Origin of the sequence: Alloalcanivorax marinus, from assembly GCF_016785095.1 — a bacterium.
Lineage (GTDB): Bacteria > Pseudomonadota > Gammaproteobacteria > Pseudomonadales > Alcanivoracaceae > Alloalcanivorax > Alloalcanivorax marinus_A.
This window is the reverse complement of the sequence record NZ_JAEKJB010000002.1, coordinates 507986-530520: the sequence shown is the minus strand read 5'-3', so window position 1 is coordinate 530520 and position 22535 is coordinate 507986. Positions and strand designations below refer to the sequence as shown.

The following is a 22535-nucleotide window of genomic DNA, read 5'->3' as shown; positions in this document are numbered from 1 at the left end:
GGGGTCAGCGATCGCTCAACGCCCGCTTGGTTTTACCGGTGGCTTGCGCGGTGGTCGGGTCCTCCGGCCAGGGGTGTTTGGGATAGCGGCCACGCAGGTCCTTGCGCACCGCCGGGTAGCCTTCCCGCCAGAAACGCGCCAGATCGCCGGTGATCGCCGCCGGTCGCCCGGCGGGCGTGAGCAGCTCGGCGGTCAGCGCGAGCCGCCCGCCGGCCAGCGCCGGCAGACACTCCATGCCGAAACACTCCTGCAGCTTCACCGCCAGTCGCGGGCCACCCTCGGCCCGGTAATTGATTGTCACATCGCGCCCGGAGGCCACCGGGCAACGGGCCGGCAGGTCCCGCTCCAGCTCGGCGGCCTGGCCCGGCGCCAGCAGCAGGTTGAGCGCCTGGCGCAGCGGCACCTGGTTAAGATCACGCAGGGTACGCCGGCCGGCCAGGAACGGCAGCAACCAGGTCTCCAGCCCGGCCAGCAGGGCGTCGTCGTCCATGGCCGGCCAGGCATCCGGCGCCAACCGGTGCATCCAGGCCAGCCGGGCGCGCCATTGCCGGTCCGCCTCGTCCCAGGGAAGCAGCTCCAGGCCCCGGGCTCGAACTCCGTCCAGCAGCCCCCGTTCCAGCAGCGCCGGCGGCGGGTTCGCCAGGGGACGCCGCTCCAGCACGATGGCGCCCACCGCCCGCACCCGCTCCGCCACCACGCGGTCGCGGTCGGCATCCCAATGCACCCGTTCTTCGTCGCGGCCCCGCTCACCCAGCACCATGGCCAGAACGTCGTCGCTCAACGGCCAGGCCAGACGCACCCGCGCATCCTGGGCACGACCGTCGGTATCCAGCACCAGCAGCCAATCACGCCCGATGAACGGGCTGTCCGCATCAAGGCGCGCGCCACTGCCATCGGCGAGCAGATAGCGACGGGCATCGCCATCGCGAACCCGTGCCAGCCGCTCCGGGAAGGCGGCGGCCAGCAAGACGTCCAGCGGTGAGCCATTATCCCGATCCTGGCGCTCACCGGCGAGGCGCCGCCACTCCCGGGCCAGCAGCGGCCAATCGTCGGGACGTTGCGAAAAACGCCGCAGGCGCCGGGACAGATCCGGCTCCCGGTCCAGGCCGGGGGTTCGCTCGTTGAGCAGCAGCGCCAGGGCGGCGGCGGCCCGGCGGCGGCCACGATCACGGCCTAGCAGCACCAGAGCGGCCAGGTCCGGCGGCAGCGGCACGCCGTGCAGGCGTCGGCCCAACTCGGTAAGGCCACCCGCCGCGTCCAGGGCGCCGGCTTCGCGCAGGCGGCCCGTGGCGGCACGCCAGGGGCCGGCCGGCGGCGGGTCGAGCCAGAACAGCTCCGCCGGGTCCCGGCAGCCCCAACGGGCCAGATCGAGTACCAGGGCGTCCAGGGCGGTGTGATGAATCTCCGGCTCGATGTGCCGGGCCAGCACCTCTTCGCGAGCCCACAGCCGCAGGCAGCGACCAGGGCCGAGGCGACCGGCCCGCCCGGCGCGTTGATCGGCGTTGGCCTGGCTGATGCGGCGCGTCACCAGACGCGTGCGATGACGGCGGGGGTCATAATCCGGGCGCCGTTCCAGGCCACTGTCCACCACGGTGGTGACGCCGCCCAGGGTAACGCTGGTCTCCGCCACGTTGGTGGCCAGTACCACCCGGGCTTCGTCACCGGCATCCAGGACCGCCGCTTGGGCGTCGCCGTCCAGCCGCCCGTGCAACACCTGTACCGGCGGGCCGTCACGGAGCCGTTCACGCACCCGCTCGATCTCGCGCACGCCGGGCAGAAACACCAGGGTGGTGCCCCGCCCGGCCAGCGCCGCCACCTGCCGGGCGCAGTGTTCCAGGGGATCACCGTCGCGAGGCGGCGGCGCATGGTCGATGGTGACCGGGAACACGCGACCCTCGCTGCGTACCACCGGCAACCCCAACCCTGCCGCCAGCGGCCCCACCGCCAGGGTGGCGGACATCACCAGCAGACGCAGGTCCTCGCGCAGCGCGCCACGCACTTCCTGGACCAGGGCCAGGCCCAGATCCGCTTGTAGGGAACGCTCATGGAATTCATCGAACAGCACCGCGGCGTAGCCGTCCAGGGAAGGATCATCCAGCAACAACCGCGTCAGCACGCCCTCGGTGACTACTTCCACAAGGGGGGTCGCCCCGACCCGGGAATCCAGCCGGGTGCGGTAGCCCACGGTCGCACCCACCGGTTCGCCAAGCTGGCGGGCCATGAAGGTGGCCACCGCCCGCGCCGCCACCCGGCGCGGCTCCAGCACCAGAATCCGGCGCTCGCCTCGCCAGGGCGCGCCCAGCAGAGCCAGCGGCACCCGGGTGGACTTGCCAGCCCCCGGCGGCGCCTCCAGCACCGCCCCACCCTGCCCCGCCAGGCAGTCCAGCAATTCCGGCAGCACCGCCTCCACGGGCAGGGAGGCGGGGTTCATGTTCGACATCGCGCCTGCACCCTTGGCCAGGAAAACCGGCATGGTATCGGAAAGCGCGCGCGGGGTGGATCACTGGCTGGTGGGAAACTCCGCCTCCGGCACCGGGCGGCTGAACCAATAACCCTGCCCTTCCTGGCACCCCAGGCGCAGCAGCATCTCCATCTGGCCCTGTTCCTCGATGCCCTCGGCGATCACCTCCAGCCCCAGATTGCGGCCCAGCACGATGATCGAATTAACGATCGCCAGGTCATGCGGGCTGGTCCCCAGATTGGCGACGAACTGACGGTCGATCTTGAGCCGCGTCAGCGGGTATTTCTTGAGCAGGCTCAGGGAGGCATAACCGGTGCCGTAATCATCAAAGGCGATTCCCACGCCCAGATCATGCAGCCGCCGCAGTGTCCCCAGAATATCCGGGCTGCTCTCGAGGATGGTGGTCTCGGTGATTTCCAGTTCCAGCGCCTGGGGCGGCAGCCCATAGCGGTTCAGCAGGGCCTCCACCTTATTGGCGAGCTCCGGATCATGGAGCTGGCAAGGGAACAGATTGACGCCGACCCGGAAGGTCTCGTGCCGAACCCGCTGCGCCGCCGCGAAGGCGCAACTGGCTTCCAGTATCCAGTCGCCCACCCGCAACGCCTGGTCACTGACCTCGAGCACGCTGATGAACTCCGCCGGGGACACCAGACCCCGCTCGCGGTGCCGCCAGCGCAGCAGGGCCTCGGCGCCCACCACCTTGCCGGAGTCGAGGGTATTCTGCGGCTGGAAGTGCAACTCGAAATCGTGCTGTTGAAAGGCGGTGCGCAGGTCCTGCTCCAGGCGATGCTTCTTGTCCGCCTGCTCGCTAAGCGCCGACGTGAACACCACGCTCTGGTTGGCCCCCCGGCATTTTGCCTCCTGCAGGGCCAGCAGCGCCCGTTTCAGAAGACCGGCGCTGTCCAGCTCGCCCTTGGCCTCCGCCGGCGCCGAGGCAATGCCCATGCATGCGGTAAGCCGGCATTCGAAACCGTGGATTCGGTAAGGGCGCGCCATGTCGCGGACGATGGCCTCACCCAACCGGTGGATGGTCTCAGGGTCCGGGTCGCCGGACAACAGCACGCCGAATTCGTCGCCGGCCAGTCGGGCCACCATGGCCTGCTCCGGCGCCAGGGCGGACACCCGCCGCGCCGCTTCACGCAGTACCTCGTCGCCGGTGGCGATGCCCAGGGAGGAGTTCACCACCTTGAAGTTATCGAGCCCGACCTTCAGCACCGTCAACGCCCGACCGCGCTCCAGATAGTCCTGGGCAATTTCCAGGAACCGGCTCCGGTTGGGCAAGCCGGTGAGGCGGTCGCTGTCGCGCAGATAACGGACCCGGTTCTGCAGGTCCTGGCGGTGGGCCACGTCACGAATCACGAACCCTCTCTGTTGCTGATCGTCCTCCATCCAGATCGCGGACGACACCTCCACCGGGCGGTGGCTGCCGTCGTCACGCAAAATGAAGCTGCGTTCGTTCTCCACCGGGCGCCGGTCCAGACCAGCGTGCTGGCCGACATCGAACAGCAGGTGCTGAAACTGAGCGCCCAACAGCGCACCCAGTTTGCGACCCCGCGCCTTGTTGCCATGGATACCGGTAAGACCTTCAGCGCCTTTGTTCCAGAACGTGACTTCATCGAAATGGTTGGTGCAGATGATCGCGTCGGGAATCGAGGATGCCAGCTTCAGAGCGGCGCGACGCACCATCAGCAGGCGGCGCCGGTTGAGATGGTCCATCACCATCTCGGCGAACTCCTCCAGCATGGTCTCCTGCGCCGCGCTCAGGGGCGCGCGTGGCACGTAGTCCACCAGGCTGATGGCGCCGAGGCAATGGCCATCCGGGCTGCGGATGGGCGCGCCGGCATAGAAGCGAATGCCCGGCGGGCCCTGCACCAGAGGGCTGTCCCGATAGGCCGGGTCCGCGTGGGTATCCGGGATCACCAGCAATTGATTGCTTTCCACGGTATAGGTGCAAAACGACACCTCCCGGGAAGCCTCGCAAGCGTCGAAGCCGACCCGCGCCTTGAAATAATGCGATTCACCGCCCATGAAGCCAATCAGCGCGGTCGGCATGGAAAACACCTCCGCCATCAGCTTGACGATCCGGTCGAATTCCTTTTCGGGCGGTGTGCCAAAAACTTTATAATCGGTAAGCGCGCCCAGGCGCGATGCTTCATTCAATGAATGGACCATCATCTTTCTTTTCCCGACCTAAGGTCGCCGTTCATCGGCGAATGCCCGTCAAAAGAGGCTTGCGCCTCCCTTCCGGCGGAAAATAGCGTTGATGTTTTTCGTGGTCCAGCAATTTTATTGTTCTATTTGTTAAAATACTCTCTGAAATACTAAGGGCTCAAAATAACGAGCCCCTTTTTTTCAATAATGAGAATCAAACGAATTTCTCTTCAAAAAATGGCGCGCTAATTTGAATCAGCGAGTACTGGCGGCACCACCAACGAGCGTTTTCCGGCCTGCTGGTAACAATCGTCCAGCGCCAGCACATAATATTCCAGGCCGCGTCGCGCGGCGGTGAAGGCGCGCCGTCGGGCGGGTTCGTCCACCGCCAGCCGCTTGACCAGTTCCATGGCTTCGTGGGGATGAGCGTCGTCGTAACTGGCATGGGCCCGCAGCCAGGCCATGGTGTGGCGGTTGATGTCGGCGCGCCCCTGCTCGGCGTAGTGCTTGACGCCGGCCACCACGCGCTGGCTCCACTCACCGGTGGCCCATTCAATGGCCAGATTGGTGGCGGCGATGCTCTCTTCCAGGGTGCCCTGGTGACCGATGCTCCACAGAAACTGATTGACGGCGTCCATCGCCGGTGGTGGCGTGGTGGTCTCCAGGCGCCGGCGGTCCAGGCCGAAGCCGGCGGCCCAGTCCTGATACCAGTAGGCGTGGCGCTGCTCGATCTTGATGTTGCCGATCAGCCAGTTCTTGGTGTCCTCGTGGCCGGGCAGGCGCCCGGCCCGGGTCTTGGCCAGGGCCAGCCCCATGTACTTGGGGAAATTCTCCACCAGCGGATAGAAATGCAGCAGAGCATCCTGGAAGCGTTCCAGGGACAGATTGCCCTGCCCCATCTGGACGAACAGCGGATGCTCCACCACCCGGTCCTTGAGGGGCACCAGGGCGTCCCAGAAACGGCGCGCCCAGGGCGAGTGCTCGGTAAGTGACAGGGCTTCCTTGTAACGTGCGACCCCCATAGCGATTCCTCCCTTGATTTTCATTATCCGTCGTTGATGCCCGCATTGTGTTGCCGTGGTTCATGCTAGGCGCGGTCCGCGCCGGCATTCAAACCGCTCAGCAGCGCCCGGCGCCGGCGGCCCAGTTGGTGCAGTTCGGCCCGGGGCGGGTCGCCGTCGCGGCGGTAGGCCAGGTACTCGAAATAGCGCCGCCAGTGCCCGGCACGGGCAGCACTGCCCGGCCAGCGACGCCCCACCGCCGCTTCCAGGGCGGCGGCGGAATGGCAGGCACTCACATCCAGACCACGCCTGGCGAGCCCCCGGCGCAGGCGCCCGAACTCCCGCTCCAGGGGCCGCGCCGGGTCGTCCCGGCGGCGCGCCAGTATCACTACCGCCAACGCCGCGCATACCAGCAACACCGCGCCCACCAGGGCAAGCGCCACGCGGGTAGGCGTGAACGCCCCCAGCAGCCGTTCGATCAGGGCACGCTGATCCTCCTGACGATAGCCCAGCACCCACTTCTGCCAGTTGAAGTCCACATAGTCCATCCATTGCCGCAGGCGGAACAGCACCGGCAGACGCCCCAGGGCACCGGTCACCGCGTCACCGCCGCTGTCGGCGCGTTGCTCCACCAGACCACGCAGGCCCAGTTCGATGCGTTCCGGGGCCACCGCGGCGGTGGGGTCCACCCGTTGCCAGCGGCCATTGAGCCATACCTCGCTCCAGGCGTGGGCGTCGTACTGACGAATCTGCAGGTAATCACCGTTGCGTTCACCGCCTTGATAGCCGGCCACCACCCGGGCCGGAATGCCGGCGGCGCGCATCAGGAAGGTAAAGCCGGAGGCGTAGTGTTCGCAAAAGCCGCGCCGGGTGTTGAACAGGAAACCGTCCACGGTGTCGCCGGCGAGCCTGGGCGGCTCCAGGGTGTAATGGAAAGGTTGTTCGCGAAAATAACGCAACGCGACGCGCACCAGATCGTCGTCGTCCGGGTAGCGCTGGCGCCAGGAGGCCGCCAGATCCCGGGCGCGCTGATTACCGCGCGCCGGCAGATCCAGCATCAGGCGACGTTCGGGCCCGTTCAGGGTAACGCCCTCGGCGGCCGCCGGTACGCTGCGCACCCGATAGCTGTAACTGCCGGACACCGGATTGTCGGCCACCAGGCGCAGGTCCCGGGCCAGGCCCTGGCCGTCCAGATTGGTGAACGGCACCGCCAGAGCGTACAGCCAGCGCTGCTGACTGGGCTCCATGATCACCCGGTATTCCCAGGCCGGCCCCCGGGCGGCGGCACGCAGATCCCGGTACCAGGGTGGCTGCGGGCCACGCCCGTTGTAGAGGGTGTCCGTGTCGCCCCATCCCGGCGGGCGCGCCTGCCGCCAGGTGCCGCCGTCGAAATAGCTGTAGGTGAGACCCCGCCAGTAGCGTTGCTCCGGGGGCGGCGGCGAGCCGTCGAACTGCACCCGGAACGCCAGCTCGCTGGATTCGGTGAGCCGGCTCACCTGCCCCGGTGACATGCTGTCGCTCATGCCGGTGCGGGCCTGGCCGCTGTCGAGCTGCATGTTCCAGAGCGGCGCCACCCGGGGTACCAGAACGAACAATACCAACGCCAGAGGCAGCGCCTGCAGCAGCATGGCGGCGGCCACCGTCAGATGCTGCCGCCGCCGGGCGTGGGTATCGCTGTAGTTGATGCCCGCCAGGCTGGCGGTGAGCAGGGTCAGGCAGCCCAGCACGTAGAGCGCCGCCAGGGGGCCGCGGTGAAACAGCAGGATGGTGGCGCACACGAAATAACCCAGCACGATCAATACATAGGCGTCGCGCTTGCCGACCAGTTCCAGGTATTTGAGGGCGAACAGGCTGGTGATCAGCGCGCTGCCCGCCTCCGGCCCGTGCAGGCGGCCATAGCTGTAAAAGGTAGCGCCCACGGTGGCCAGCAGCAGCCCCAGGCGCACCAGCCGGCCTGGCTGCGCCAGACGCTGGTGATCGAGCAGCGCGCGCCAGCCCAACACCACCAGCAGCAGCAGCGCCTGCCACCAGGGCCCGTCCTGAAACTGCGGCAGGGAGGCGGCGATGATCGCAAGGGTGAGCCACAGGCGGGCGTGGCTGGGTACCTGATAGATGCGCGCCATCAGCCCTCCTTGCCGTGACGGGCAAGCAGGTCCAGGGCGCGCAGGCGTTGCTCGTCGCCCTGGCCGGGGGCCAGCTCGGCACCGGGCAACACCAGCGCGAAGGGCCGGTTTTCGCGGCTCAGACGCAACACCCAGTAGCACAGAATCGACAGCCGCTGTTCCAGAGGGCGCTCCTCGGTACGGTCATAGCGCAACCACAGGCGGCCACTGGCGGGTTCCTCGAACAGCTTGACGTTGAGTCCACGCCCCCGGGCATAGCCCTTCCAATCCACCTGGGACAGGCTGTCGCCGGGCACATAGCCGCGCAGCCCGCGGAATTCCTCGCTGCCGCTTTGCCCGGCCCGGGCCACGCGCCGTTCCCGGTCACCGCCCTCCGCCGGGCAATCGGCGCTTTCCAGCGGGCGTGGCCAGGCCAGGCATTCCTGGTCCAGGGCGACCAGGGACCAGGCCCGTAACAGACCCAGAGGGTAGCGGCTCTCCACACGCAGTCGGGGTGGCAGCACCGGGCCCCGGCGACGCAGCGGCAGGTTCAGCCACAGGCTGGTTTCCTCCCCGGGCTCAACACTGGTTTCCTGAGCGGCCTGGTCCAGCCAGCGCAGCCACAGCGCCCGGTGTGGCCGGCGGCGGGCGATCAGCACCACCTCCAGGCTGCCCTGGCCACCGACGAAGCCGGAGCGGCCACCACCGGCGCGCAGCATCAGGCCGGAGAGATTGCGGAAAGTGTGCAGGATGGCGACCAGAAACAGGCTCACCATCAGGAAGCACAGCGCCAGAATCAGGTTGTTTTCGTAGTTGATGCCACCGAAGAACAGCAGCACCGCCACGGTCAGGTATAGCAGGCCGTAGCCGGTGGGCAGGATAAAGATGCGCCGCTGATCCAGGCGTACCTGGCGGGCGCGGGGCAGGCGGCGGTCGAGCCAGCGTTGCCAGGCGTTCTTGACCATGGCGCTCTCCGTCGGGCCGCGGCCGGGGGCCGGGTCAGCCGCGCACCACGGGCACGGTTTGCAACAGCGACTGGGTCATGGCGGCCACGCTGCCCCCCTCACGGGGCTGCAGACGGTGTTCCGCCACCGAGGGCCACACCGCCTGCACGTCCTCGGGGAGCACGTAGTCGCGGTCGTGGATCAGGGCCCAGGCACGAGCGGCGCGCAGCAGGCCCAGGCCGGCCCGGGGCGATAGCCCGGCCACCAGCCGGTCGTCGGCGCGGGTGGCCTCGAGCAAACGCTGCACGTAATCGAGCAGGTCGCGGGTGGCGCGCACCTTGCCGACGTGGGCCACCAGCTTGATCAGGCCGCTGGGTTCGATCACCGGTTTGAGGCCGCGCACCGTGTCGCGCGGATCGCCGCCGGCGAGCAGTTCCATCTCCACCTCCGGGGCCGGATAGCCCAGGGAGATGCGCATCAGAAAACGGTCGAGCTGGGATTCCGGCAGCACGAAGGTGCCGGCCTGGGTGACCGGGTTCTGGGTAGCGACCACGAAGAACGGCTCGGGCAATGGCCGGGTCAGGCCATCCAGGGTGACCTGCCGCTCCTCCATGGCCTCCAGCAGGGCGCCCTGGGTCTTGGGGGTGGCGCGGTTGATTTCATCGGCCAGCAGCAACTGACTGAACACGGGCCCTTCACGCAAATTGAAAGCGCCGCTGTCCGGGTCGAATACCGAAACACCAAGGATGTCGGCGGGCAGCATGTCGCTGGTGAACTGAACCCGGCGGTAATCAAGCCGGAACACCCTCGCCAGAGCATGGGCCAGGGTGGTTTTGCCCATGCCCGGCAGATCCTCGATCAGCAGGTGGCCACCGGCAAGCATGCAGGCCAGGGCCAGCTTGAGCTGCTCCGGCTTCCCCAGTACCACGCGGCCCACCTGGGCCAGCGCCTTGTCCAGTGCCTGCATAAACCCCCTGCTTTAGAAGCCGAGCGCCTTGATCGCCAGCGTCAGGTCCTGTTTCAGATCGTCGATGTCTTCCAAGCCTACCGCGATACGGATCAGGTTTTCAGTAATCCCGGCGCGTTCTTTTTCTTCCGGGTTCACACGACCGTGGGTCGTGGAGCCGGGATGGGTGATGGTGGATTTCACGTCGCCCAGGTTGGCGGTGATCGACAGCAGCCTGGTGCCGTCGATAAAACGCCAGGCGGCCTGACGGTCGGCATTGCCGTCGCTGTCCACCACCTCAATGGCCAGCACCGCGCCAAAGCCGCTCTGCTGGCGGGCGGCCAGGGCGTGCTGCGGGTGACTTTCCAGCCCGGCGTAATGAACCTTGGCAATGCCCGGCTGCCGTTCCAGCCAGCGCGCCAGCTCCAGGGTGTTGGCGCAATGCGCCTTCATGCGCAGCCCCAGGGTCTCCAGACCCTTGAGGAACACCCAGGCGTTGAAGGGGCTCATGCTGGGGCCGGCGGAACGCACGAAACCGTGCACTTCCTTGATCAGATCCGCCGGGCCCACCACGGCGCCGCCGATGCAGCGACCCTGGCCATCCAGGTATTTGGTGGCGCTGTGGATCACCAGATCGGCGCCCAGGGCGATGGGCTTCTGCAGCGCCGGCGTGCAGAAGCAGTTATCGACGATCAGCAGCGCGCCGTTGTCGTGGGCCAGCTTCGCCAGCGCCTCGATATCGCCCACCTCGGACAGCGGGTTGGAGGGGGTTTCCAGGAACAGCACCCGGGTTTGCGGGCGGATCGCCGCCTTCCACTGATCCAGATCATCGAGATCCACCAGGGTGGTGTCGATACCGAATTTCTTCAGGTAACGATCGTAGATCACGTTGGTGGTGCCGAACACGCTGCGTGAGCTGACGATGTGATCCCCCGGCGTCAGCAGCGCGAAAAAGGTGCTGCTGATGGCGGCCATGCCGGAAGCCAGCGCCTGGCACTGCTCGCCGCCTTCCAGGGCCGCCAGGCGTTGCTCGAAGGCGCGCACGGTGGGGTTGGTGAAACGCGAGTAAACATTGCCAGGCTGCTCGCCGGAAAAGCGGGCGGCGGCCTCGGCGGCGCTGTTGTAGACGAAACTGGAGGTGAGGAAGATCGGATCCGAGTGCGACATCTCGTCGGTGCGCAGTTGCGCCCACCGAATGGCCAGGGTGTCGGTGTTGTAGTCGCTCGGATCCGGTTTGTCGCTCATTGCCTTCTCGTTCAGTTCGAATTGTGGAGATCGATCACTTCGTTGTCGGCCAGGGCGCGACTCTTTTCCTTGTTTTTCTTGGCGTCGTCGCTGCGCCGTGCTTCCAGCTCATCCAGGTAATTCTGATCGATGTTACCGGCCAGGTATTCGCCGTTAAACACCGAACAATCGAAGTCGGTGATGTTCGGGTTGCCCTCCTGGCAGGCGCTGACCAGATCGTCCAGGTCCTGGTAGATCAGTCGATCGGCGCCGATCAGATCGCAGACTTCCTGGTCGCTGCGACCGTGGGCAATCAGTTCCCGGGCGGCGGGCATATCGATGCCGTAGACGTTGGGGAACTTCACCGCCGGCGCGGCGGAAGCGAAATACACCTTGCGCGCGCCCGCTTCCCGGGCCATCTGGATGATTTCGTGGCAGGTGGTGCCGCGCACGATGGAGTCGTCCACCAGCAGCACGTTCTTGCCCGAGAATTCCAGCTCGATGGCGTTCAGCTTCTGGCGCACGGATTTCCGCCGCTGCTGCTGGCCGGGCATGATGAAGGTGCGGCCGATATAGCGGTTCTTGATGAACCCTTCCCGGTATTTCAGATTCAGCCGGTTGGCCATCTGCAGCGCCGAGGTGCGGCTGGTGTCGGGAATCGGAATCACCACGTCGATGTCGTGGTCGGCCCATTCGCGCTCGACCTTCTCGGCCAGTTTCTCGCCCATGCGCAGGCGCGCCTTGTACACCGAGATGTCATCGATAATGGAATCCGGACGAGCCAGATAGACCTGCTCGAAGATGCAGGGGTTAAGACGCGGCTGATCGTAGCACTGGCGGGTGTGGGCCTCGCCGTCGGCGGTGATGTAGATCGCCTCGCCGGGCGCCAGGTCCCGTACCAGGTGAAAGCCCAGGGAGGACAGTGCCACGGATTCCGACGCCACCATGTATTCCGGGCCGTGCTCGGTGTCCTTCTTGCCGAAGCACACCGGACGGATGCCACGCGGGTCGCGGAACGCCAGAATGCCGTAGCCGGTGATCATGGCGACCACGGCATAGGCGCCCTCGGCGCGACGGTGCACCGCCGCCACGGCGTCGAAGATATCGTCCGGCTCGGGGCGCAGCTTGCCCTTGCCCCGCTCGTGCAGTTCATGGGCGAACACGTTGAGCAGCACTTCCGAGTCCGAGGTGGTGTTGATGTGGCGCAGGTCGGAGCGGTAGAGATGCTCGGCCAGAACCTCGGAGTTGGTCAGGTTGCCGTTGTGCGCCAGGGTAATGCCGTAGGGCGAGTTGACGTAGAACGGTTGCGCCTCCGCGGAACTGGAACTGCCGGCGGTGGGGTAACGCACATGGCCGATGCCCATGTTGCCCACCAGGCGACGCATATGGCGGTTACGGAAAACATCCCGCACCATGCCGTTGTCCTTGCGCAGGAACAGCCGGTCCCCGTCGCAGGTAACGATGCCGGCGGCGTCCTGTCCCCGGTGCTGCAGAACCGTCAAGGCGTCGTAGATCGCCTGGTTCACGTAGGAGTGGCCGACAATGCCAACAATGCCGCACATTTTGCGTGTCCTCTAGCTTGCTTCGCTAACTTGAGAGTTTAGCTTCCGCTGACGTTCATGAGATAAGCGATCAGATCCCCGGCGACGCGCCGCGTCCAGTCCTCCAGCATGGCGAAATGCGGGACCAGCAGCGACTGTTGCCACCAGACATCCTGGGCGAAGAGATGATGACCCAGGGCCACCAGCACCACCACTACCAGGGCGCCGCGCAGGGCGCCGAATACCATGCCCAGCAGACGATCGGTGCCACTGAGACCGGTCACGCGAATCAGCTCGCCGAGCAGATGATTGATCAGCGCGCCGACGATCAGGGTAACGGCGAACAGGCCGCCGAACGCCACCGCCAGGCGCACGCTGGGTGTTTCGATGGAATCGGCCAGCAGCACCGTCAGGGCCGGGCTGAACAGGCGCGCGACGATGAAGGCGGCGATCCAGGTCAGCAGGGAAAACGCTTCGCGCGTGAAGCCGCGCCGAACGCTGATCAACGCCGATACGGCGATGATGAACAGAATGATGCCGTCTGCCAGATTCATGAACACGCGCGTGGTTGGAACAGGCGGCAAAGTCTACCAGAGCGGCCCTTGCCGGCACAGGGCTTTGTCGGCCCGGATTCAAGGCACGAAGGTCCGCACCAGGCCATCCAGAGCGAAGTCCTTGTCGTCGGCGAGGCGCTGACGCAGGGACTCCGCGTCGGCGCGCTTGATCTCCGGGCCCACGAACACCCGTTCCCAGTGGTTGCCGTCCTGGCTGACGGTGCGGTGATAGGCGTTGTAGCCGGCGGCGCGCAGGCGCGTGACCAGGGCCTCGGCGTTGGCGGCGTCGCTGAAACTGGCCACCTGTACGGTGAAGCCGGGTCGCGGCCCGTCCTGTCCGTCCTGTCCGTCCGGTTTGGCCGGGGCCGGGGCGGGCTCATCCCTTGCCCCGCCGCCCTGCTCCGCCGATGGTTCGCGGCTCGGCGCGGCGGGCGCTTGCGTGGTGGCGGGCGCGTCCTCGGCTGGCTCGTCCTTCGCTTGCTCCTCGCCGGCCTCGGCCACCGCCTGCTGTTCCTCGCTGATCTGCTGGTCGGTGGCGACCTGCTCCTCGCCGCCGATCACCGGGTCGACTCGCGGTTCATCCACCGCCGGCGGCTCCGGAATCGACATATCCAGGGCCATCCGGACCTGCTCAGGGGAACGCAATACCAGCGGCGCGAGAATGGCGGCCAGCAGCAGCAGCAGCAACAGCCCGATCAGGCGTTGGCGGGTTCGTTGTCGCACCTAGTCATCCTCGTCCATGGCGTTGAGCGCTTCGGCCACCGTGTAGAAGGATCCCACGATCAACACCTGGTCGCCAGCCCCGCAGTCCGCCACGGCGCACGCGAGGGCCTCGGCCACGCTGTCGAACACGCGCCGGGGGGCGCTCTCGGGCAGGGCCGCCGCGAGCCGCGCCGGGTCCGCCGCCCGCGGCAGGCCCGGGCGCGCCAGGTACCAGTCGGCGGGGCGCTCGGCGAGCAGGCCCAGCGCCGCCTCCACCGGTTTGTCCGCCATCATGCCAGCCACGATCCGGCGACGACCGGCGCACAGCGGCAGCCGCTCACGCAGCCGGCTCAGGGCCTCGAGGTTGTGGCCCACGTCCAGCACGCACTGGGCGCCGCGCCAGCGGCGTACCTGGCAACGCCCCACCAGGCCGGTATCCGCCACCCGGTGCGGCAGATCCGGCGCCGGCGCCAGACCGGCGGCGGCCAATGCCTGGCAGGCGGTGGCCAGATTGTCCGAGCCGAGCCGCGCGGGCAACGGCAAGGGGTAGCGGCGCAACCGCTCACCGACCCGGATCATCAGGTGGGCATCGTCAACGTGGTATTCCCGACCGGCGCGCAGTGGCACCACGCCCAGCCGCTCCAGCTCCGCGTCAAGATTGGCGGGAGCGTCCCGTTCACCGTACACCAGCGGGTGGCCGGGACGCCCGATGCCAAGCTTTTCCACCGCCACCTTCTCGCGGGTGTCGCCGAGCCATTCCACATGGTCCAGGCCCACCGACGTGACCACCGCCACGTCCGCGTCGAGCAAATTGACCGCGTCCAAACGACCGCCCAGGCCCACTTCCAACACCGCCAGATCGGCGCCGCTGTCACGGAACAGCCAGAGACCGGCCAGGGTGGTGAATTCGAAATAGGTCAGCGGGGTATCGCCCCGGGCCGCTTCCACCGCCTCGAAGGCGCGGCACAGGTCGTCATCGCCGGCCTGGCCATCAGGCAGCACGATGCGTTCATTGAAGCGTTGCAGGTGCGGCGAGGTGTATACGCAGCAGCCCAGGCCGGCGGCGCCGGCCAGGGCGCGAATCAGCGCCACCACCGAGCCCTTGCCATTGGTGCCGGCCACCGTGATCACCGGCATTGGCAGCCGCTCCACGCCGAGCGCCCCGGCGACGCCGCGCAGCCGCTCCAGACCCAGCTCAATCTCGCTGGGGTGGAGGCGCTCGATGCGGGCGAGCCAGGTATCCAGGCTGTCGCTCATGGCCGCGCGCTCATGCGTCGGCGGTATCGGCCAGCGGGGCCCCGGTGAGATTGGCGAGCAGACGGTGCAGAGTGTCGCGCATATGCTGGCGCTCCACGATCATGTCGATGGCGCCGTGTTCGAGCAGGAATTCACTGCGCTGGAAGCCTTCCGGCAGCTTCTGGCGCACGGTCTGCTCGATCACCCTGGGGCCGGCGAAACCGATCAGCGCGTTGGGCTCCGCCACGTTGACGTCGCCAAGCATGGCCAGGGAGGCGGACACGCCGCCATAGACCGGATCGGTAAGCACCGAAATGAACGGCAGCCCGGCCTCGCGCATGCGCTCCAGGGCGGCGGAGGTCTTGGCCATCTGCATCAGGGAGAACAGCGCCTCCTGCATGCGCGCGCCGCCGCTGGCGGCGAAGCACACCAGTGGCAGGCCCTGCTCCAGGCATACGTCCACGGCGCGGACGAAGCGCTCGCCGACCACGGAGCCCATGGAACCGCCCATGAAACGGAATTCAAAGGCCACCGCCACCAGCGGCATGCCATGCAGCCCGCCCTTCATGGCCACCAGGGCGTCTTTTTCCTGGGTGTCCTTCTGGGCGGCGGCAAGGCGGTCCTTGTATTTCTTGGAGTCCTTGAACTTGAGGCGATCCACCGGCGCCAGATCGGCGCCGATCTCGCTGGTCTGCCCTTCATCCAGGAACAAGCGCAGACGCTTGCGCGCGCCCACCCGCAGATGGTGGCCGCATTTCGGGCACACGTCCTGGTTGCGTTCCAATTCCGGCCGGTACAACGCACTGTCGCAGCGCGGGCACTTTCGCCACAGCCCCTCGGGCACGTTGCTGCGTCGGTTCTCCTGGGAACGACGCACCGTGGGGAGAATCTTTTCCAGCCAGTTATTGCTCATCGTCCGGGCCTTCCTCGAATACTCAGGGCTTGTCCATGGCGGCGCGCATGCCGGCCAGAATCTCCGACACGGCGGCGGTCATGGCCATGGGATCGTCGGCGTGCGCGGCGACCTGACTGACCAGGGCGCTGCCCACCACCACGCCATCGGCCACGCGACTCACCGCCCGCGCCGATTGCGCGTCCTTGATACCAAAGCCCACCCCGATGGGCAATTGAGCAAGATTGCGAATTGTTTCAACCCGGGCCGCCACTTCGTCCACGTTCAGTGACGCGGAGCCGGTAACGCCCTTCAGGGACACATAATAGAGGTAGCCGCTGGCCGCCTCGGCAATGCGGCTGATACGCGCCTCCGTGGTGGTCGGCGCCACCAGGAAGATCAGGTCCACGCCGCGTTCCTTGAACAGCGGCGCGATCTCGTCGCATTCCTCCGGCGGCAGGTCCACCAGCAGCACGCCGTCCACGCCCACTTCGGCGCAGGTTTCCGCGAAGCGCTCGTAGCCCATGCACTCCACCGGGTTCAGGTAGCCCATCAGCACCACCGGGGTGGTGTCGTCGCCGCGCCGGAACTCGCGCACCATGGCGAGCACGTCGGGCAAACCGGTGCCGGCGGCCAGGGCCCGCTCACAGGCTTTCTGGATCACCGGGCCGTCGGCCATGGGATCGGAAAACGGCACGCCCAGTTCAATGACGTCGGCGCCCGCCTCCACCAGGGTGCGCATCAGCGGCACGGTGACTTCCAGCCCCGGGTCGCCGGCGGTGATAAAGGGGATCAGGGCCTTGCGCTGCTGTTCCTTGAGGCGCGCGAAGGTGGTTTCAATACGGCTCATGTTGCGTGGTCTCCCCAATCCTCAGAAGTGAATGCCGTCGATCTCGGCCACGGTCAGGATGTCCTTGTCGCCGCGCCCGGACAGGTTGACGATGATATCCTTGTCCTTGCCCATGGTGGGCGCCAGCTTGCGGGCGTAGGCCAGGGCATGGGCGGATTCCAGCGCCGGCATGATGCCTTCCACGCGGGTCACCTCGCGGAAGGCGGCCAGCGCCTCGGTGTCATCGGCGGCCACGTAGTTGACCCGGCCGATGTCCTTCAACCAGGCGTGTTCCGGGCCCACCCCGGGGTAATCCAGCCCGGCGGACACCGAGTGGGTTTCGATGATCTGGCCGTTGTCGTCTTCCATCAGGTAGGTGCGGTTGCCATGCAGCACTCCGGGCCGGCCGGCGGACAGCGGCGCCGCGTGGCGGCCGGTCTCGACGCCGTCACCGGCCGCTTCAACGCCGTACATGGCGACGCCGTCGTCTTCCAGGAACGGGTGGAACAGGCCGATGGCGTTGGAGCCGCCCCCCACGCAGGCGACCAGGGCGTCGGGCAGTTTGCCGGCCTGGGCCAGGCTCTGCTCGCGGGCCTCGCGGCCGATCACCGACTGGAAGTCACGCACCAGCATCGGGTACGGGTGCGGGCCGGCCACGGTGCCGATGATGTAGAAGGTGTCGTCCACGTTGGTGACCCAGTCACGCATGGCCTCGTTCATGGCGTCCTTGAGGGTGCGCGAACCGGAGGTCACCGGAATCACGTCGGCGCCCAGCAGCTTCATGCGGTAGACATTGAGCTTCTGGCGGCGGATATCCTCCTCGCCCATGAACACATGGCACTCCAGCCCCAGACGCGCCGCCACCGTGGCGGAAGCCACGCCGTGCTGGCCGGCGCCGGTTTCGGCGATCACCCGCTGCTTGCCCATGTGCTTGGCGAGCAGGGCCTGGCCGATGGTGTTGTTCACCTTGTGGGCGCCGGTGTGGTTGAGATCCTCGCGCTTGAGCCAGATACGGGCGCCACCCAGTTGCTCGGTCCATCGTTCGGCCAGGTACAGCGGTGAGGGACGGCCCACGTAGTGCGCCAGGTCGCGATCGAAATCGGCCTGGAATTCGGGGTCGTCCTTGAGCCGGCGGTACATGGTCTCCAGCTCATCGAGGGCGGCCATCAGGGTCTCGGAGACGAAGCGTCCACCGAACCGTCCGAAATGGCCCCGCTGATCGGGGAAAGCCTTATAGTCAGGACGTTGAGTCACCTGTTACTCCTTCGTCATGGAACTGAGCGGCGCGAATGAAGGCGGTCACCGCGCCGGAATCCTTGATGCCGCCGAGGCGGCGACCGTCGTCGCCCCGGCACTCCACCCCGCCGCTCACATCCACGGCCCAGGGGCGGGTGGCACGCACCGCGGCGGCGACATTATCCGGGTCCAGCCCACCGGCGAGAATCAACGGCAGAGCCAGCTCGCCGGGCAGCCGCGACCAGTCGAAGCGTTCGCCGGTGCCACCGGGCACCCCGGGTACATAGCTGTCCACCAGCAAGCCCCGGGCGCCGGCGGCGGCATAACGTTCCGCCTCGGCGGCCGGGTCGGCGCCGTCGCGCATGCGTAGCGCCTTGATCCAGGGTCGCCGGAAAGCGGCACCGTAAGCCGGGGATTCATCGCCGTGGAACTGCAGCAGATCCAGGGGCACTTCATTGAGCACGGAAGCCACGGTTTCCGGCGCCGCGTCCACGAACAGCCCCACGGTGGTCACCAGGGGCGGCAGAGCGGCGACGATATCGGCGGCTTGCCGGGGTGTCACGTAACGGGGGCTGGCCGGGTGGAACACCAGGCCAATGGCGTCGGCCCCGGCGCGGGCGGCGTGCAGGCCGTCCTCGGCGCGGGTGATGCCACAGATTTTAACCCGGGGTGCGTTCATGCGAAATCCATCATAGCAGACCGAAGCGAGTACGGCGTCAATTATGGCCGCCATCCAGGTCCGCGAGCCACAGCGGGCCGCGCGGCTGCTTGGGCAGCGGGAAAGCGTCCGGGTAGCCGATCTCCACCAGATAGAGCCCATAAGGCGGCGCCGTGACGCCGCCCCGGGTACGGTCGCGGGCCTCCAGCACCTGGCGGGCCCAGTCCGGGTCCCGGTAGCCGGCGCCGATGGTCATCAGCACGCCGGCCATGTTGCGCACCATGTGCATCAGGAACGCATTGGCCTCCACTTCGAGCACGATCAACGGCCCGCGGCGGTGAATCTGAAAGCGGGTCAGGGTCTTCACCGGCGACTTCGCCTGACAATGCACGCTGCGATAGGAGGTGAAATCGTGGGTGCCAACCAGATGCTGGCTGGCCAACGCCATGGCGTCCACGTCCAGCGGGCGATGGTTCCAGGTCACCTGGCGGCGGAACAGCGCCGGCGGCCGGGGGTGATTGTAAATCACGTAGCGGTAGCAGCGCCGGTGGGCGCTGAAACGGGCGTGGAAGTCCTCATCCACCGGCACCGCCCAGCGGATCGCCACGTCGTCGGGAATGAAACGGTTACCGCCCATCACCCAGGCCTTCATGTCCCGATCCGCGTCGGAATCGAAATGACAGACCTGACCGGTGGCATGTACCCCGGCGTCGGTGCGCCCGGCGCAGACCAGCGTCACCGGATGGTCCGCCACCCGCGACAGCCCTTTTTCCACCTCTTCCTGGACCGTGCGCACGCCGGGCTGCTGGGTCTGCCAGCCATGGAAGGCGCTGCCGTCATATTCCACCGCCAGGGCGATTCGGGTCATCGTTGGTCCACACACAGCAAAAAGGAAAGGGGCGATGCCTTCATGGCATCGCCCCTGGTGTAGTTTAGCGTACTTTGTCGGGAATCGCGGCTGAAGCGGATCAGCTTACCCGGGCAAGCAGTTCCTTGGCTTCGCCCTGCTGTTCCTCACTGCCTTCGGAAAGCACCTCGTTGAGAATGTCCCGGGCACCTTCCGCGTCGCCCATGTCGATGTAGGCGCGAGCCAGATCCAGCTTGGTGGCGTTCTCGTCGGTCTCGCCCAGGAAGTCGAAATCGTCGTCATCACCGAGCATGTCGTCTCCCTTGTCCGGGCCCGCCGCGCCAGCGACCGCCGGAGCGGGCTCGGCCTCATCGTCACCGAATTCCAGCTCCAGGTCGTCCAGCTCCCGAGACGCCGACGCCAGGGCATCCGGCTCATCGGCTTCGGCGGCCTCGCTCAGCGGCGCGTCACCGACCCGATCTTCCGGAGCGTCATCGTCACTGAGATCCAAATCGTCCAGGGACAAATCCAGATCGTCCACGTCGGCACGCGGCTCCTCCACGCTGTCGGCGATCTCGGCATCGGCGGCCGGAGAGTCCTGCGCCGGGCCGTCGTTCAGCTCCACGTCCAGATCGTCCAGCTCCAGATCATCCAGTTCCAGATCGCCCAGGTCGGAGGCGGTGGCGTCGCTGCCTTCACGGGCTCGCTGATCGGCCTGATCAAGAGCCGCCAGCTCATCCTCGGTGAAGGTCGTGCCTTCTTCGCCATCGTCATCCAGGGAGAACTCAAAGGCCCCGTCGTCGTCGCCTTCGGCGGCCATGGGTTCACCGGCGGCGTCCGGCTCATCCAACACCAGCTCGTCAAATTCCAGGGTCTGCTCGTCGCCGTCGGCGCTGTCCGTATCCCCGGCCTCCAGACCGGCGGTCGCGGGCTGGTCATCGTCGTCCAGCTTGAAATCAAAGTCGTCCAGTTCCAGGCCGCCCTGATCATCGCCCTCGCTCTGATCGGAGGAGACCATCGCGCCATCGTCGAAACCGCCGTCGGACAGATCCGAGGCCAGATCCAGCTCCAGGTCGTCCAGGGACAGCTCTTCCTCCTCCTGGGGACCGTCCTCTTCCGGATCGTCGGCGATGGCCGCGTACTCGTCGGCGTCACCGGGCTCGCCGCCCAGGCGCTTGATGGCGGCGTCGACCGCGACGCTGGTGCCGGCGAACATGGCCGCCTGCTGATGGAAGCCGTTGTCGTCGTTCATCTCGCGCAGCAGTTCCAGCAGGCGGATCTTGAGATCGCCGCGCTCCGGCGCCTGATTGATCTCATTGCGCAGGTAGTCCACCGCCTGGGGGTACTGACCGTAGGCCACATAGACGTCGGCGCGCTCCATGGGGTCCATGTGCTCGTCGTCCAGGTCTTCCTGGGGCACGCCGGCGTCCCGCGAATCTTCTTCGTCGCCCTCGGTGCCCATCACCGGCGTGGCGTCGAAACCACCGTCATCGTCACCGAAACCGGCCTCGTCATCGCCACCGTTGTCGCCGCCCTGACGGCGGCGCACGGCCAGCAGAATCAACAACAACAGCACCGCCAGGGCGGCGCCGATGTAGATCAGGTTGCCCATGATCAGATCGACGATACCCCCGCCGGCGTCGCTGGCGGGGGTGGCCGGTTTCGGCTTGGGCGGCGGGTTCGCCGCCTTGTTATCCCGGGTGTCGCCCGACTGGCCACCCGGCGGCGCGGCCTGATCGGTGGCCGGCGCCTTGCCGCCGGCGACGTCACCACTTTCACCTCCGCTGGCATCGCGCGGCGCGGTACCCTGGTCCGGGTCGGCGCCTTCGGCGGTCTCGCCGTTCGGGCCGACCGCGCCGTCACCGATACCGCCGTCCGGCTCCACCGGCATCGGCGTGGCGGGCTCTTCCAGCAATTGCGGATCGACCTCGGTGCCCTGCTGTTCGCTCAGGCGGCGCAGTTCTTCCTGAAGCGCGGCGATTTTTTCGTTGCGCAGCTCCAGCAGCCGCTGGCTCACTTCCACCTGACCATCCAGGTCGCCGATGCGGCTGCGCAGTTCGTCATTTTCCCGTTGCAGGCGGTCCAGGTTCTCATCGCGGATCGCCAGTTCGTTCTGCAGGGCGGCGGTGTTGGCCTGGCCGCCGCCAGCACTGCCGGTACCGTCCCCGTCGCCCACGCCTTCGGCGCTGTCCGGAGTGACCAGAGTGACCCGGCCGTCGCCATCGGCGCCGGCGCCATCACGGTCCGCCTGCTGGCGACCGGTGGCGTCCACCGGTGCCCGGGACGGGGCGGGCGCGCGCTGATCACGCAGGCGCTGCCATTCGCGGTTCTGCGCCGCCACCCGGGACAGCGCCTCGCGGCTGGAGAGGTCGCGCACCTGGCTTTCCGACGGCAGACGCAGCACCGCGCCTTCACGGACCAGGTTCACGTTGTTGTTGATGAAGGCGTCCGGATTGCGCTCCTGAATCGCCAGCATCATCTGCTGCACGGACACGCCGGCGTTGGGGCGGGTGCGCTCGGCGATGCGCCACATGGTATCGGAGGCACCGACCCGATAGGTCCGCTGTTCGGCGGTATCGGTGGAAGCGGTATCGGCGACCGGAGCTTCGGTGCCGACCGGCGCGGGCGCGGGCGCCCGGACCGGCGCCGGGCGCGGACGCTCCGGCTGGGACGGAGCCGGACGGCTGACCGGACGCGGCGGCGCTTCGCTGCGCGCCGGGGTCACGGCGCTGTCGGCGTCGGCGTAGCTGGGCGGATCAAGCAGGACGGTGTATTCACGCATCAACCGGCCGGTGGGCCAGAGGAATTGCACCAGGAAGTCCAGGTAAGGCTCCCGGACCGGCTGATCGGAGGTGATGCGCAGTTGCCCGGTGTCGCCGGAAGCATCCAGCGTCACCTCGAAATCGAGACTATTGAGGAAGTAGGCGCGCTCAACGCCGGCGTTGTCGAACTGCTCCTGGGACCCCAGCTCGACCAGTATCTGGTCCTTGGACAAATCCCCCAGATCCTGCAGCTGCACGGTCATGTCGAGCGGCTGGTTCAGATAGGAGTTCAGCTCATACTCCCCCACCCCCAGTGCAGCCGCCAGCCCGGGCGACATGGCCGCCAGGGCGATAAAGCCTATCCCAAGTCTTCGGAGCATTGATCGAACCCTTTACTTATTATCCCGTCCCCGCTCGTGCAGGCCGCAAAATAATCGCGACGCCGTTCC

17 protein-coding genes are annotated in these 22535 nt (G+C 67.2%); all 17 read right to left on the bottom strand.

The window, feature by feature from the left end:
- Positions 1-4: 4 nt before the first annotated feature.
- The 17 genes from hrpB to JF515_RS04055 all read right to left on the bottom strand — a co-directional run bounded on the left by hrpB (position 5) and on the right by JF515_RS04055 (position 22466).
- On the bottom strand, positions 5-2431 hold the full coding sequence (hrpB, locus tag JF515_RS04135; protein WP_203101281.1) for an ATP-dependent helicase HrpB: 2427 nt from the start codon (positions 2429-2431) through the stop codon (positions 5-7).
- 69 nt (positions 2432-2500) lie between these two features.
- Positions 2501-4636: a putative bifunctional diguanylate cyclase/phosphodiesterase gene (locus JF515_RS04130; protein ID WP_203101279.1), complete on the bottom strand. Its 2136-nt coding sequence runs from the start codon at positions 4634-4636 to the stop codon at positions 2501-2503.
- A 221-nt stretch (positions 4637-4857) separates the two neighbouring features.
- On the bottom strand, positions 4858-5634 hold the full coding sequence (locus tag JF515_RS04125; RefSeq protein ID WP_203101277.1) for a TenA family transcriptional regulator: 777 nt from the start codon (positions 5632-5634) through the stop codon (positions 4858-4860).
- A 65-nt stretch (positions 5635-5699) separates the two neighbouring features.
- Entirely contained in the window at positions 5700-7736 is a 2037-nt protein-coding gene (locus JF515_RS04120) for a transglutaminaseTgpA domain-containing protein (protein ID WP_203101275.1), read from the bottom strand.
- Positions 7736-8680 carry a DUF58 domain-containing protein gene (locus tag JF515_RS04115; RefSeq protein ID WP_203101273.1) on the bottom strand — a complete coding sequence of 315 codons (945 nt, stop codon included), beginning with the start codon at positions 8678-8680 and terminating at the stop codon, positions 7736-7738. The genes JF515_RS04120 and JF515_RS04115 overlap by 1 nt, the downstream gene beginning before the upstream one ends.
- 34 nt (positions 8681-8714) lie before the next feature.
- Positions 8715-9626, bottom strand: coding sequence for an AAA family ATPase (locus JF515_RS04110; protein ID WP_203101272.1), 912 nt, complete (start codon positions 9624-9626; stop codon positions 8715-8717).
- 12 nt (positions 9627-9638) lie between these two features.
- Positions 9639-10850 carry an O-succinylhomoserine sulfhydrylase gene (locus JF515_RS04105; RefSeq protein WP_203101271.1) on the bottom strand — a complete coding sequence of 404 codons (1212 nt, stop codon included), beginning with the start codon at positions 10848-10850 and terminating at the stop codon, positions 9639-9641.
- Between the two features lie 11 nt (positions 10851-10861).
- Positions 10862-12391, bottom strand: a complete 1530-nt coding sequence (gene purF, locus JF515_RS04100) for an amidophosphoribosyltransferase (protein WP_203101270.1) — start codon at positions 12389-12391, stop codon at positions 10862-10864.
- 38 nt (positions 12392-12429) lie between these two features.
- Positions 12430-12924, bottom strand: coding sequence for a CvpA family protein (locus tag JF515_RS04095; protein ID WP_203101269.1), 495 nt, complete (start codon positions 12922-12924; stop codon positions 12430-12432).
- A gap of 78 nt (positions 12925-13002) precedes the next feature.
- Positions 13003-13647 carry an SPOR domain-containing protein gene (locus JF515_RS04090; protein ID WP_203101268.1) on the bottom strand — a complete coding sequence of 215 codons (645 nt, stop codon included), beginning with the start codon at positions 13645-13647 and terminating at the stop codon, positions 13003-13005.
- Positions 13648-14883 carry a bifunctional folylpolyglutamate synthase/dihydrofolate synthase gene (locus JF515_RS04085; RefSeq protein WP_203101267.1) on the bottom strand — a complete coding sequence of 412 codons (1236 nt, stop codon included), beginning with the start codon at positions 14881-14883 and terminating at the stop codon, positions 13648-13650.
- A 10-nt stretch (positions 14884-14893) separates the two neighbouring features.
- Positions 14894-15775 (bottom strand): acetyl-CoA carboxylase, carboxyltransferase subunit beta, encoded by an 882-nt coding sequence (gene accD, locus JF515_RS04080; RefSeq protein ID WP_203101266.1) that lies wholly within the window; start codon positions 15773-15775, stop codon positions 14894-14896.
- 22 nt (positions 15776-15797) lie between these two features.
- Positions 15798-16604 (bottom strand): tryptophan synthase subunit alpha, encoded by an 807-nt coding sequence (gene trpA, locus JF515_RS04075; protein ID WP_203101265.1) that lies wholly within the window; start codon positions 16602-16604, stop codon positions 15798-15800.
- Between the two features lie 21 nt (positions 16605-16625).
- Positions 16626-17837 (bottom strand): tryptophan synthase subunit beta, encoded by a 1212-nt coding sequence (gene trpB / locus JF515_RS04070; protein WP_203101263.1) that lies wholly within the window; start codon positions 17835-17837, stop codon positions 16626-16628.
- Positions 17821-18498: a phosphoribosylanthranilate isomerase gene (locus JF515_RS04065; protein WP_203101261.1), complete on the bottom strand. Its 678-nt coding sequence runs from the start codon at positions 18496-18498 to the stop codon at positions 17821-17823. The genes trpB and JF515_RS04065 overlap by 17 nt, the downstream gene beginning before the upstream one ends.
- A 37-nt stretch (positions 18499-18535) precedes the next feature.
- Entirely contained in the window at positions 18536-19345 is an 810-nt protein-coding gene (truA, locus tag JF515_RS04060) for a tRNA pseudouridine(38-40) synthase TruA (protein WP_203101259.1), read from the bottom strand.
- A 100-nt stretch (positions 19346-19445) separates the two neighbouring features.
- The gene (locus tag JF515_RS04055; RefSeq protein ID WP_203101257.1) at positions 19446-22466 is read right to left on the bottom strand and encodes a FimV/HubP family polar landmark protein; all 3021 of its coding nucleotides are present in this window, start codon (positions 22464-22466) and stop codon (positions 19446-19448) included.
- Between the last annotated feature and the right edge of the window lie 69 nt (positions 22467-22535).